Genomic DNA, 13,078 nt, shown 5'->3' with positions numbered 1-13,078 from the left:
GAATGTCGATCGACTTCCGCAACACCAATACTGTCTGGGCATCTGTCCTGACAGAAACCCTTCAGCGTCTCGGCTTGACCACGGCTGTGATTTGTCCTGGCTCTCGATCGGCACCGTTGGCGATCGCCTTTGCTCAACATCCCAAGATTGAGGCGATTCCGGTTTTAGATGAGCGATCGGCAGCGTTTTTTGCCCTCGGTCTGGCGCGACGCACTCACAACCCTGTGGCGTTAATCTGCACGTCTGGCACGGCTGGCGCAAATTTCTATCCCGCTATTATCGAAGCGAGTGAAAGCCGCGTTCCTTTACTGGTGCTGACCGCCGATCGTCCTCCCGAACTGCGAGACTGCAACGCCGGACAAACGATCGATCAACAAAAACTTTTTGGCTCTTATCCCAAAGCTTACGCAGAGTTGGCATTGCCCTCGATCGATCTGCCCATGCTGGCATATTTACGTCAGACGCTGATCCGATTTTGGCAGCGATCGCTAGGCTTAAGTCCCGGAGTCGTTCATCTCAACATCCCGTTTCGCGATCCGCTTGTCCCAATTCCCCAGTCCGAGTCTCAGTCTCTCGAAGCGGACTTCGATGTAGAAACCTTCTTCGGTCACGTTCATCCGATCGTTCCTTCGCTTGCTCAGTCTTCATGTCCTCCGCTACCTCCGTTCTCACGCGGCATCATCGTCGCAGGATGTGCCCAACCCAAATCACCAGAGCGATATTGTCGAGCGATCGCCCATCTCTCAACATCGCTACAAATGCCCGTTTTAGCAGAAGGATTGTCGCCCCTCCGCAACTACGCGAGTCTCAATCCCTGTTTAATTTCGACCTATGATCTGATTTTAAGAAACCGTACTCTGGTAGAAAAGCTGGCTCCCGATTTCGTGATTCGGGTCGGAGAAATGCCTACGAGTCGAGAATTGCGGCAGTGGTTAACTCAAGTTCAACCGAGACAATGGGTGATCGATCCGAGCGATCGCAACCTCGATCCGCTTCACGGCAGGACGACCCATCTCCAAACATCTGTCGAATCGTTTGCAGAAAATCTGTCTGCTGAAGCCCGATCGCCCAGCCCTTATTTAGAACTTTGGCAAACCGCCGACTCAAAAATCAGACACGCGATCGACCAAACGATGACGATCGAAGAGACTCTTTTTGAAGGCAAAGCTGCCTGGTTGCTGTCCCAGTGTTTGTCCACCAGAACGCCGCTCTTTATTTCCAACAGCATGCCTGTGCGAGATGTCGAGTTTTTCTGGAAGCCCGGAGATTCTGCCGTCCAGCCTTTTTTCAATCGCGGCACAAACGGCATTGATGGCACCCTTTCAACTGCGCTAGGAGTCGCCCATCATCAAAGCAGTGTCATGTTGACAGGAGATCTCGCCCTCCTGCACGACACCAACGGATTCCTCCTTCGCAACCACTTTATCGGACATCTGACGATCGTGCTGATCAACAACAACGGCGGCGGAATTTTTGGAATGCTGCCGATCGCTCAATTCAATCCCCCGTTTGAAGAATTCTTCGCTACGCCGCAAAACATCAATTTCGCTCATCTCTGCCAAACCTACAGCGTAGAGTATGAGCAGATTTGCACTTGGAATCAGCTTGTCGATCGTCTCAATCCTCTCCCAGATCAGGGCATCCGCGTATTAGAATTGCAGACCGATCGCGCTGCCGATGCTCAATGGCGGCACAATCAGTTAGGCAGCTTTGCCCGATCAATTAGTCCTTAATCCCCAGTTTTTATGACCGTCGAATGGCATCTCGTCAAACCCTACGAAGACATCCTCTATCACAAAACGGACGGCATTGCTAAAATCACCATCAACCGTCCCCACAAGCGCAATGCCTTCCGTCCCAAAACCGTAGTCGAACTCTACGATGCCTTTAGCAACGCTCGTGAAGACAGCCGAATTGGGGTAATTTTTCTTACCGGAGCCGGACCTCACACCGATGGCAAATATGCGTTTTGTGCGGGGGGCGATCAAAGTGTGCGGGGTCACGGTGGCTATGTGGACGAAGCAGGAACGCCACGATTAAACGTTCTCGATTTGCAGCGTTTGATCCGATCGATGCCCAAAGTCATAATCGCCTTGGTTGCCGGATACGCGATCGGTGGTGGGCACGTTCTTCATATGCTGTGTGATTTGACGATCGCCGCCGACAACGCCATTTTTGGGCAAACCGGACCCAAAGTCGGCAGTTTTGACGGTGGATTTGGCGCGAGCTACATGGCGCGAATTGTCGGACAGAAAAAAGCGCGGGAAATTTGGTATCTCTGCCGCCAATACACCGCAGACCAGGCGCTAGAAATGGGTTTAGTGAATTGTGTGGTGCCGATCGAGCAACTTGAAGCCGAGGGCGTTCAGTGGGCAGGCGAAATTTTAGAGAAAAGCCCGATCGCGATTCGCTGCCTCAAAGCTGCTTTCAACGCCGACTGCGATGGTCAAGCAGGGCTACAAGAACTCGCCGGAAACGCTACCCTGCTCTACTACATGACTGAGGAAGGATCTGAAGGCAAACAAGCATTTTTAGAAAAACGCAGCCCTGATTTTCGCAAATATCCCTGGTTGCCTTAGCGATCGTTCTCTCCACACAAAGAACGCACCTCTGAGTCAAGGTGCGTTTTATGAGAAGCCATAAAGCTAGACTAAGCTGTCTTTTCTAGCGTCGTGACTGCACCCTCTCTTTGAGGTTCACGCCGCAGCTCGTCATGCTTGGCGATCGAAACCGACAGCTTTTCTGTCGGTTCACTCTGTAGAGTCATGATTCGTTCAAGCTGCCAGTTGGGTGTAAACACGGGCGACATCAGAGAACATGCCTTCCAGTGCCCCTGAACAAGGACATCATTAAGCTGACCACAGGCTCCGCCACGTCGTCCTTCTGGCACATAATATCTGCAATGCCGACAAACAGAAGCTGAGGAATTAGAAGGTTTCATAATTAGGCTTTTAATAAGTTGTGTTGTTAAGAATTTGTCACGATCTTTTAGAAAAGAAAGCTATTGCTAAAATCTGAGATTTGGGTAAGACTAGCTGCAAAATTTAATTTATCTCAACGGCTTTATGGTCATAATTCAAATTTAGGGCTAAGAGATAGGTCTGTGTTCCTATTATGAATCTCAAAATTTTGGGGATCAGAGACTTAAAAAAGTCGAATTCTTGATGGGGTCAATGTTCCAGAACTTTCAGGGTGAGAAAGATATTTATATTGTCTTTAGATTCGAGCTAGGAACTATGTAAAGTTACCTGTCCTATGCAAAATTCACAGCGAAACCGACTTGATTTCAATTAAAAATGGTCAGGGATCAAGCTAAACATCAAAAGATGCCCACGCCTGATTGATTAAATAGTTGGCTCATAGACTAGAGAATAAATCTAATCTTCAAGGACAATCTTCTTGCTTAAGACATATTAAGGAACCCAGTATTCTCAAACATCCGTGTAAGCTTCGAGATTAAAAAATCTTGGATCGCAAGGCAGGATATTATTCACTATCTAGGCGGTTTACAAAACCTTAAAAGTAGGGAGTTAATTGCTAGGATTTGAAAAACACTAAGATTTGTTCTAAATCTCCTCCCAAGGTTAAGATTCACAAATATTTCTCCTACCACTGTTTTGCGGCACACACTGCACAAAATGACCAACGCTGAATCTCTCCTAGTGGAGTTGGGCACTCACACTGAGGGCAGAGTGGCAAATGTTGACTGCGTGACTGCATCACGATCGTCCAATAGTGGAACGCCGCTTCAGAATCAGCCGTGTCTTGTGGATTTGCCTTTGGGATTGGGAACTCTTCGACGCGGCTGGGATGGTTTGTCCAGAGTTGCGATCGCTCTGCGTCGTCTAGCGCCCGACGATTGTCTGGGCTATGCCACTGCGTCGTTGAAAACTGGATGTCAGACAATGGGGCTGTCAACAAAGCATTGAGCGTTTCTAGAATGCGTCGTCGCTCAAACACTAGATTTTGTGCCCATCCTGCATTTGCCGTAGCCACCTTTAACACCTCACGCTGCACCGTTACAGGGCGAGTTTGCGCTGCTATCGCCACCCCAACCACGTCAGACCAGTGCCTTAAAACCTGCTGAAGCTGCGTTTCTTCAGGAGGTCGATATTGATTTTCTAGAGAGCTTAGAACTCCCTGTAAGCGTTGAAAAGACATAAGAGACAGCAGGTCAAAGGAGTGGACGATACTAAATTCTTCAGGTCGGCTGAGACGATTCCGCTCAATTTTGGCGAAATGGGGAGAAAACTGCCAAACTCGATCGAGGTTTGTGATTCACTTTGAGCCGTGTGAATTACACTGAGAGCGCGGATTCTCAAAGTCGTCTCTCTAGATTAGCGCCTGTGAGAAATTTCAGGATTTTGGCAAGCAGTCTAATCATCGATTTCAAACGGTAGGAGTCAAAAAATGCGTCACAGCCCGTCGATCGAGCCTTCCACTCACATCCCCCTTCACCCCAAGCTGCAACGAGCGTTAGGCTGCCTTGACACTCGGCTCGATGAAGAGTTGGCACGCTATCGACGGCAAAAAGCAGGGCATTCCGTTCCTCCCGTTGATGGGCTAAAGAGAAAGCAGGCTCCTAACCTTGATTTGATGGTGATCGCCAGCACCGCTTCTGCCACAGACCGAGCAAATCCAATGTCAGTGCCGCCCGTTCTCTCGGCGGAGTCGATTCCGCTACGGGGCGATGCGCCTGTGATCGAGCCAGATTTGTCTTCGGATTTGGCAGTGATTCCGCCCCATGCTGATTTAAAGACAGATGGATCTTTAATTTACTCATTGCCTGATGTTGAGCGCGATCTCAGACTGGCAGATTCTTCAACACCCCCTGATGACTATTTAGAGTCGTCTGAAGAACTGCTGCGAAGTTTGGCGAGAGAAGAGGCTCATGTCCAAGTCGAGCGCGGCTTTTTAGAAAGTCTGCTGACTCCGCTTGGGGTCGGGTCGATGTTGATGCTGCTGCTGTCGAGCGCAATGTTTGGCTATGTGATTATGAACCCCTCAAGTCTGAGCGGGTTGGGACAAATCTTTGCCCGTCGAGAAGTGATCCCTAGCCCAGTTCCAACGTCTGCCCCAGGTGCCCAGGGAGACATTTCTAACTCGCCCCCGCTCGACGCTCAAGAATTTGTGGATTTGGGGTTAGGCAATCTAAACACGTTGAAGACTCGCCCCACCAGTGGGTTGCCCCAAAACAGCAAGCCTTCACCCAAGGTATCGGCTTCGCCATCACCGAGTGCTTCACCTAACGCGAGTCAGGCTAGTCCCGCTGTGCCCTCAAGTCCTGTAGATCCCAGTTCGAGAAACGCTCCCGTGCAGCCTGCTCCGATCGCCAGACCAAACCTGGCTCCAGTGACTCCTAGCTATTCTCGATCGAACAACCTGCCAGCGCCGACGATTCGTCGTGCCCCTGCCCCTTTATCTCTTCCAACGGTTCCGATCGCTCGACCTCTGGCACCGATCGAGCGTGCCCCTGCCCCGACGGCTGCGCCCCAGCCTCGCACTTGGCATGTTGACACACCTTATGACAGCGATCGAACTTATGACAAAATTCAGCAGAGCAATCCGGGCGCTGAGTTTGTGAACACGCCAGAAGGGGGCTTTGTGCGATCGGGGAGCTATCGCAGCGAGGCAGAGGCAAAGGCAAAAGTTCAGGAGCTACAAAATCAGGGAATTCCCGCAGAAGTCAGTAAATAGTAGGAAATCGCAGCCGAAAAGGTACGGTACTATTGAGGGTAATTAGCGAAAGCCGCATTACCGGAGATCAGCGATGGGACTTTTTGACCGAATTTGGCGAGCGATTCGTGCAAACATTAACCACCTGGTAGGTCAGGCAGAAGACCCAGAAAAGATTCTGGAGCAGGCTGTGCTGGACATGCAGGAGGACCTGATTCATCTTCGGCAGGCGGTGGCTCAAGCGATCGCGACGCAAAAACGCACAGAGCGGCAGTGTTCTCAGGCAAAGTCAATGTCGGAAGAATGGTATCGTCGCGCTCAATTGGCGCTGCAAAAAGGCGACGAACCGTTGGCGAGAGAGGCATTGACCCGTCGCAAATCTTATCAAGAGACGGCAGACGCGATGGACGCGCAGTTAACTCAGCAGCGAACGATCGTCACTCAGCTTAAGCAAAACATGATGAAGCTGGAGAGCAAAATCTCAGAAGCGAAGACCAAAAAAGACCTCTATATTGCTCGCGCTCGGTCTGCGAAAGCGTCTCAGCAGCTTAATGAAATGTTGAGCAATGTGGGCACGGGTAGCGCGATGAGTGCGTTTGAGCGGATGGAAGAAAAAGTGTTGCAGCTAGAGGCACAGTCAGAAGCGATCGCCGAACTAGGCACTGATGATTTAGAGAAACGATTTGAGTCGCTAGGCGAAGCCGATGACATTGACGCAGAGTTAGCCTCAATGAAAAATCAGCTTACGGCGGGTAGTCCTGCTCAACTGCCAGAAGTCGATCCTGAATTGGAGAAGTTGCGATCGCAGATTCGCGGCAATTGATTGGTTATGGCTGAAGGAATCGAAGCGATTTACAACTTTCTGAAGTTGTCGGATTACGTCGCCACCGCAGGACAGCCAACTGAGGAACAGTTCGCAGCGATCAAAGAAGCGGGCTATCAAGTCATTGTGAATCTAGCGCCTCCTAACTCGACGAATGCGATTCCTCACGAGAGGGAAATTGTGGAATCGCTAGGACTTCAGTACACCCATATTCCCGTGGCTTGGACAAAGCCGACGTTTGGACACCTCGACCAATTTTTTCCAATCGTGATGGAAAACACTGAAATACCTATTTTTATTCACTGCGCTAAGAATATGAGGGTTTCTGTTTTCATGTATCTCTATCATCGCTTGTACGATCGCTGGGATGATCAGCAAGCAAAATCAGATTTACATAAAATTTGGATTCCAAATGAGACGTGGCAAGAATTTATTCAACGAGCGATTTACGACTATAGTCCGATCTTTCAATTTGATGACCCAAACGCTATAGGATCTCGCGATTTTTGGTTTTGACTCGCTGATATAGCTCTTCCATTGTGGCGATGAACGAACTGTCTTTGTGCCAAAAAGCCGGAAAGTCGCCCTGTTTTTTGATCACGATGGCAGAGACGCTATTCTGGGTTTCAGGCTGGATCGCCGCAGGCAATCGCTTACTTCCCTGCCAAAAGTCTTTAAGGCTCACATCAGATGCGGCGATCGTATCCAGCTTGGTGTAGTACGATTCCACCGGAGTAGGCGTTGATTGTTCAGCCGCCAACTCTTGAGAAAGCGCCATTCCTAACGGGGATTTAGCTAATTCGGCGTGCAGATCAGTTCTTGAAAGTCCTCGCAGTTCAAACAGCAAAAACGGGTCACGATCGAGCTTCGCCGCCAGCAAATAATAGACTCCTGCAATGTGTTTACAGGGGTTGCTAGAGTCGGGACACGAACAACGGGTTTTGAAGTCTGATCGTTGGTGCGGCAATAGGTGCAGTCCTAGCGTTGAAAAGGCATCTTCAATATTGTCGGGCATCTCGTTGAGCAGAAGTTTAGAGATGAATCCTGCTTTAGATGCCACATACGCGATCGCGGCTGACCAATTTGCTGCACTGATTGACTTAATCTCGATCACTGTAGTGTAGAGCGGTTCTTTATAAACGCCAAAATAAGGATTTACCGAACCGCGAACCTGCGCGGTTGCAACGCCTTCTTTGATCTCAAAACTTTTGATTCTGCCGCCATTGGCATACGATCGACCTCGACTTAATCGCCCCGGATCGGTGAATTCTTCCAGCGCGGCAATAAATCGTCTTCCCCACCAGGTTCGACTAAACTGAGCCATTGCAGTTACTCCATTACGGCACTTCGATTCAGCGCGATCAGTTGTTTAAATGCGTCGTTATCTAACTCGGTCAGCCACGACTCATCAGATCCGACGATCGAGCCAGCCAGTTTTTTCTTATCTTCAATCATTTGATCGATGCGTTCTTCCAGAGTCCCGATCGCGACGAACTTGTGGACGAAAACATTCTTTTTTTGCCCAATCCGAAATGCTCGATCGGTAGCTTGGTCTTCGACTGCGGGGTTCCACCAGCGATCGAAGTGAAAAACGTGATTGGCTTTGGTGAGCGTGATGCCGACTCCGCCTGCTTTGAGCGATAAAATAAAGATTGACGGCTCCGTTTCAGGATCTTGAAATTCAGCAATCATCCGTTCGCGTTTGTTGCGATTCGTTCCGCCGTGCAGATAGTAAGTGTTAGTGTGAAGCGTGTGTCGACAATATTTTTCTAGTGCGTCTCCAATGTCTGTAAATTGCGTAAACACCAGCAAACTTTCTCCTTCATCAATGGCTTCTTTAATCATTTCAGTTAAGCGATCGAGCTTGTGTGATCGCTGCGGTGTGAAATCGCTATCGTCTTGCAGAAATTGTCTCGGATGGTTGCAAATCTGTTTGAGTTTCAGCAGCGTTGCCAAAATCAATCCTTTGCGCTGAATTCCTTCAGTGTTTTGGATTTGTTGGTCGACATCTTTGACAATCGCTTCATAGAGTGAGGCTTGTTCTTTGGTCAGATTGCAGTAGAGTTTCTGTTCAACTTTATCAGGCAAGTCTGAAATGATTGCTGGATCGGTTTTGACTCGTCGCAGAATAAAGGGCTCGACCAACTTTTTAAGGGTTGCAGATTGAGTTCGATCGCTGTTTTTTTGAATCGGAATCTCAAACGATTTACGAAACTGCGCTTCCTTTCCTAAATAGCCAGGGTTGAGGAAGTTGAAGATTGACCAGAGATCTAATAATCGGTTTTCAACGGGCGTTCCGGTGAGCGCGAGACGATAATGTGCTGGGAGTTTAGCGATCGCTTTCGTCTGTGCCGCTTTTGGGTTCTTGATATTCTGTGCTTCATCGACGACTAGGCGTTGCCAATCGACACTCGACAGCATCTTTTCATCTTTACGCACTAGCGTAAACGACGTGATCACCACATCATAATTTTGAACAATCGATTTGAATTCTTTAGTATCTTGGAGGCGTTGACTGCCGTGATGAATCAGCGATCGTAACTGCGGTGCAAATTTTTCGATTTCTTTTTGCCAGTTGCCGACGACCGACGTGGGCGCAATCAATAATGTCGGTAAGACGGTCTGATTATCAGCGTGTTCTCGTTCCTGTACCAATCGAGCGATCACTTGTACTGATTTTCCCATTCCCATATCATCTGCCAGACAGCCACTCAGCCCCAACTCTTCTAAATAGCGCAGCCACGAAACGCCTCGCTTTTGGTATTCTCGCAGCGTTCCTTGAAATCCGGTTAAATCAGATACAGGTTCTAGCTGACTTTTATCATTCAGCTTTGCCATCATCTCGGAGAGCTGTCGATCGTGATCAACGTCAACCTCCATACTTTCATCAGCGTTGGCTCTCATTTTCATGAAATCCAGCAGTGACATTTCTGGATGTTCTTGCTGATGATTTTTCCAAAACTCTAGCATTTGCTGCATTTTGTTTTGGTCAAGCTCGATCCATTGCCCCCGGAATTTTACGAGCGGAGTTTTAGCGTTGACTAACTGTTGCCATTCCTGTTCGCTGACGGGCTGATCTCCGATCGCTAACTCATACTGATATTCAACGAGAGTATCGAATGAAAAATAGCGCTTATTTTTGCCAGAGGGTTTGCGTCCGCTCTGCGCTGTCAGTCGAACTTTGGCACGTTTCCGACCTTTCGGAGTCCACCAGGCAGGAACGACGACTTTATAGCCTGCCTCTTCTAACACCCAGGCTGACTCTTTGAGAAAGTCAAACGCATCGCTTAATGTTAAGAAAATTTCCGTCGGCTGATCGGTCTCTAAACCCGCCCAAAGATTGGGATAAATCCGCGCCGCGTAGCCTAAATTTAACAGCAAGTTTTGTTCAAAATTTTCGCCAAACTGTTTCTGCAATTCTTCCTTTTGTTTCGGACGAGTTTGCCAATACTCCAACAGCGGTAGCCGTGAAGACGGATCGTTTTTTGCAGCAATCTGAAATTCTAATTGCCACGCTTCTTCGGGTTTTTCGGGCGCTTGAAGCTGAAAGCACAGATAGAACTCAGTTGCGGATTGAGTGCGACGAATCCGATCGCGCCACGTCTGCCACTGTTGATAGACCTCTAAATCGTCAGACCGCTTTTTGCGCCAGCGATGCAGACAGCTATCGACTAAAGAATCTGTGATTTTGAGGTCGAACGCAGTTGTCGATGGTGTGCAGACCACAATTTCAGTCAACAAACACTCTGAGAAATGCCGCAGCAACCGCTCTTTGTCGTAAAACTCTGGCGTTTTTTGTGGAGCTGCAAACCCAGCAACACAGGCAGACGGCATCGACTCAACAAAGCGCTGAAGGTCAGTTTCATATTGCTCAGAAACGATTTCCCAGGCGGGATGAATTTCAATTTTGGGCACAGCCTGCTGATAAGCCGCCGATTTGCGGTTTCCTTTCGCAGGAGCCTTCTCTTCTGGAGGCAGCGATCGCAACCGCAACGCCGGAATATAGTGATCTTTCAAAATCACCTGCTTCAGCGATCGGGTGTAGTAATACCAAAACAGTAAATCCGCTCCCAACTGCACGTCTGTCAAGTGATGCAATGCCAAGAAATGCAGATCATTGAGAAACTTAATCGCGTTATTGACTCGCTCAGGACGATCGCCCGTTTTCACCCACGCCGTTGTTTGATAACACTCAACTTGCCAATATTGAAAAGTAAACGTTTCTGGCAAATCGGTTTCTAAATATCGCGCTAGCTCGATCGACGGTAGCGGCTGATTATCAGAACTGGGCAACAAAAAATATTTGGGTGAAATGTTTGTTTTTAACGGCTGCGGAGACTGCGATTTTATCCCCAATTCTTCCGTCAAAAACGCGACCAATTCTTCTCCAGCGAGATGACGAGGATGAACCATCTCAGCACGATTTGACGAATGAATCTCAGTTGTCTCAACCCACACATAGAATGCGCCGTTTTGAATAAACCCATCCTCAGTTTGAGGAATCCAAGTTCCGTGAAGAATTCTCATCACTAATTCTCACAAGCTTGATTTGAATCTATAGCGGTTTGCAGGTGAATGCAACCCATTCTAAGAAGATAAAAAGAGCCGATCGTCTGTTGATGAGCAAATTGATTATTTAGAGTTTGTTTTTTCCTTGATCACTTTAGAGATGATTTCTTCTAAAAAGTGACTCACGGCTTCATTGAGGGGTGCAGGAACGTGCTTCATAAACCATTGCTGCACGTAAGCCATCGTGGTGAGATTGAGTTCTTGAGTTGTGAAAATTTCTTTGAGTTCATCCAATCGCTCTAGAGCACGATCCTTCACGTCAGACGGAGCTTTATCTTCGACCAGTTCCCATACGTCGCTAAACTTTTCTTCTAGAGCAGTTAAGTCACTCGTCGAAGCAATTTCCGGCACTTCTTCTGCTAAAAACTCACGAGAGCTGACGACAAAGCTCGGTGGGGGGAGGAGATAGTCGCTATATTTTTCTTCTTTGCGAATCTCCTCTAACACCTCATGAATTTCTGGACTATCAGGCACGATTTCCAGGGCTTGCTCCAGCGTCCCTCTAGCTTCCTTTAAATGTCCTTCTTCTCGCAGTTCGTCGCCATAGTCCCACAGTGCCTGAAGAAAGCCGTCTTTTGCTCTCACTGGGTCAACCCGATAGGCACGATCGTAATATTTCACCGCATGACTAAAGTTACGAATCTCCATCAAGCACTCTGCCATCTCAAACAGTGCCCCAAAGTGGTTGGGGTTTGCCGCTAAAATCGGAGTGAGCCGACTGATAATGCTGAGGGTCACGCCAAACGGACGCGCTCTTCTAATCTCTTGATACAGCCGATCGACTTCGGGGGTGAGCCGCTCTAATTCCCAAACTTCGTGCTGTAGGGCGTGTCGTCTGACTAGCCACCGTCTCACTAGCTCGATCGTTACTCTAAAGGTCGAAACTCTAGGAGGAATAGTGGTTCCGGTCGGTCGCGATTTTGACCCCACCGATTGCAAAAACTTCCAGTCAACCAGGTTGAAGACTGCCTCGTGGAGAGGTGGCGTGAGAATGACTCCGCGATCGCGCAGCGAGGCTAACGGTTCTTCTTGAGTGAAGTTTAGAAGGTCGGCATCGGCAAGCTGATCAGAGATGAGTTTTGCTTCAGGAACTTCTGCGGCGGCTGAGAACACGACTCGCTCTGGAATCGGCAATCCGTCCCAAAACCAGGCTAACCCGCCTTCACCGAGTTCGATCGCTTTTTCGACAATGCTCTCAACATCGGCGCGAGTCACCTGCCAGCGATCCTCTTCTCTGGCGTGAGAAAACACGGCAAAACACACCACTTGCGTAAAGTAGGGATGCCCTGCTGAGAGTTCTAAAATCGCGTTGATCGCGTCTTGGCTATAGTCCAGCAAACCCTCGGCAGGCATCGTGATCAGCCGTTCTGCACTGCGACGATCGAGCAGCCCAACTTCTTGATTAGGTGCCTCGCGAAACAGGCTTACCAGTTCGGGTAAGTCGTTGAGCTGTCGCCCGACGACTGGAATAATGTAGAGATCGGGATGGTGATAAACCTCTGACTGGAGGTATTGAAAGAGGTGTCCGGCGGCAACTTTGAGGCTGTAAAACGCGTCAAATTCATCAAGTAACAGCACGAGATTTTGAGTCTTGAGCGCGTGGCGCAACTGTAAAAGAAAGCGATCGACAAAGATTTTCGGGTCGTGTTCTAACTCTGAAATCGAGGGAAGCACGATCGAGCCAATCAAGCCAAAGTGTTCTAAGGAATCTCGCGCCAATTCGTGTAAGACTTCGCCCAGCGGTTTTTGGCTATCTCCTTCTAAAGATAGCGGAACAAAGGTGAAGTTCTCTAGGTCAACGAAATTAGGAATCTGCGCCAGAACTGACGACTTGCCAATGCGGCGTTGACCGTGCAGCAAAATCACTTGAGAACCCTTGTGGAGATTGTCTGCCACAAATTGAAACAGGCTCTCACGACCAAAAAATAGATTCGCCTCTGTGATCGGGCGACCAATGATGTAAGGATTTCTCCGAGCGATCGGAAAATTCATAAATGTATAGTCAGCTAT

The 13,078-nt window shown here is 48.8% G+C and carries 10 protein-coding genes; 5 read left to right on the top strand and 5 right to left on the bottom strand.

Annotated elements, in window-relative coordinates:
* Positions 1-2 precede the first annotated feature (2 nt).
* Positions 3-1,733: a 2-succinyl-5-enolpyruvyl-6-hydroxy-3-cyclohexene-1-carboxylic-acid synthase gene (gene menD, locus A8707_RS11365; protein ID WP_068817032.1), complete on the top strand. Its 1,731-nt coding sequence runs from the start codon at positions 3-5 to the stop codon at positions 1,731-1,733.
* A 12-nt stretch (positions 1,734-1,745) separates the two neighbouring features.
* Complete coding sequence (gene menB / locus A8707_RS11360) at positions 1,746-2,579, top strand: 1,4-dihydroxy-2-naphthoyl-CoA synthase (protein WP_068817030.1); 834 nt, start codon at positions 1,746-1,748, stop codon at positions 2,577-2,579.
* 71 nt (positions 2,580-2,650) lie between these two features.
* On the opposite strand, the gene A8707_RS26830 is transcribed toward menB, so the two are convergent.
* Together A8707_RS26830 and A8707_RS11355 are read right to left on the bottom strand one after the other, a co-directional pair.
* The gene (locus A8707_RS26830; protein WP_231948022.1) at positions 2,651-2,890 is read right to left on the bottom strand and encodes a hypothetical protein; all 240 of its coding nucleotides are present in this window, start codon (positions 2,888-2,890) and stop codon (positions 2,651-2,653) included.
* Positions 2,891-3,606: 716 nt separating this feature from the next.
* Positions 3,607-4,161, bottom strand: coding sequence for a DciA family protein (locus tag A8707_RS11355; protein WP_068817028.1), 555 nt, complete (start codon positions 4,159-4,161; stop codon positions 3,607-3,609).
* Positions 4,162-4,410: 249 nt separating this feature from the next.
* Between A8707_RS11355 and A8707_RS11350 the strand changes: the two genes are divergently transcribed.
* The 3 genes from A8707_RS11350 (at position 4,411) to A8707_RS11340 (ending at position 7,015) form a co-directional block, all read left to right on the top strand.
* Positions 4,411-5,697, top strand: a complete 1,287-nt coding sequence (locus tag A8707_RS11350) for a hypothetical protein (RefSeq protein WP_068817026.1) — start codon at positions 4,411-4,413, stop codon at positions 5,695-5,697.
* Positions 5,698-5,770: 73 nt separating this feature from the next.
* Positions 5,771-6,499 carry a PspA/IM30 family protein gene (locus A8707_RS11345; protein WP_068817024.1) on the top strand — a complete coding sequence of 243 codons (729 nt, stop codon included), beginning with the start codon at positions 5,771-5,773 and terminating at the stop codon, positions 6,497-6,499.
* A 6-nt stretch (positions 6,500-6,505) separates the two neighbouring features.
* A complete protein-coding gene (locus A8707_RS11340; RefSeq protein ID WP_197484732.1) occupies positions 6,506-7,015 on the top strand; it encodes a protein tyrosine phosphatase family protein in 510 nt (169 codons plus the stop codon).
* Here the strand turns inward: A8707_RS11340 and A8707_RS11335 are convergent.
* The 3 genes from A8707_RS11335 to A8707_RS11325 form a co-directional block, all read right to left on the bottom strand.
* Positions 6,987-7,823: an SWIM zinc finger family protein gene (locus A8707_RS11335; RefSeq protein ID WP_068817022.1), complete on the bottom strand. Its 837-nt coding sequence runs from the start codon at positions 7,821-7,823 to the stop codon at positions 6,987-6,989. The two genes, A8707_RS11340 and A8707_RS11335, sit on opposite strands and share 29 nt — an antisense overlap.
* 5 nt (positions 7,824-7,828) lie before the next feature.
* The gene (locus A8707_RS11330) at positions 7,829-11,026 is read right to left on the bottom strand and encodes a DEAD/DEAH box helicase (protein WP_068817020.1); all 3,198 of its coding nucleotides are present in this window, start codon (positions 11,024-11,026) and stop codon (positions 7,829-7,831) included.
* Between the two features lie 105 nt (positions 11,027-11,131).
* Positions 11,132-13,060, bottom strand: coding sequence for an ATP-binding protein (locus A8707_RS11325; protein ID WP_068817018.1), 1,929 nt, complete (start codon positions 13,058-13,060; stop codon positions 11,132-11,134).
* Positions 13,061-13,078 lie beyond the last annotated feature (18 nt).

The sequence above is a fragment of the Phormidesmis priestleyi BC1401 genome (assembly GCF_001650195.1).
Taxonomy (GTDB): Bacteria; Cyanobacteriota; Cyanobacteriia; order Leptolyngbyales; family Leptolyngbyaceae; genus Phormidesmis_A; species Phormidesmis_A priestleyi_B.
This window is presented reverse-complemented; position numbering and strand designations above follow the sequence as displayed.

Coding starts and splice junctions, on each gene's coding strand:
- menD (WP_068817032.1), top strand. CDS start 3: ATGTCGATCGACTTCCGCAACACCAATACTGTCTGGGCATCTGTCCTG.
- menB (WP_068817030.1), top strand. CDS start 1,746: ATGACCGTCGAATGGCATCTCGTCAAACCCTACGAAGACATCCTCTAT.
- A8707_RS11355 (WP_068817028.1), bottom strand. CDS start 4,161: ATGTCTTTTCAACGCTTACAGGGAGTTCTAAGCTCTCTAGAAAATCAA.
- A8707_RS11350 (WP_068817026.1), top strand. CDS start 4,411: ATGCGTCACAGCCCGTCGATCGAGCCTTCCACTCACATCCCCCTTCAC.
- A8707_RS11345 (WP_068817024.1), top strand. CDS start 5,771: ATGGGACTTTTTGACCGAATTTGGCGAGCGATTCGTGCAAACATTAAC.
- A8707_RS11340 (WP_197484732.1), top strand. CDS start 6,506: ATGGCTGAAGGAATCGAAGCGATTTACAACTTTCTGAAGTTGTCGGAT.
- A8707_RS11335 (WP_068817022.1), bottom strand. CDS start 7,823: ATGGCTCAGTTTAGTCGAACCTGGTGGGGAAGACGATTTATTGCCGCG.
- A8707_RS11330 (WP_068817020.1), bottom strand. CDS start 11,026: ATGAGAATTCTTCACGGAACTTGGATTCCTCAAACTGAGGATGGGTTT.
- A8707_RS11325 (WP_068817018.1), bottom strand. CDS start 13,060: ATGAATTTTCCGATCGCTCGGAGAAATCCTTACATCATTGGTCGCCCG.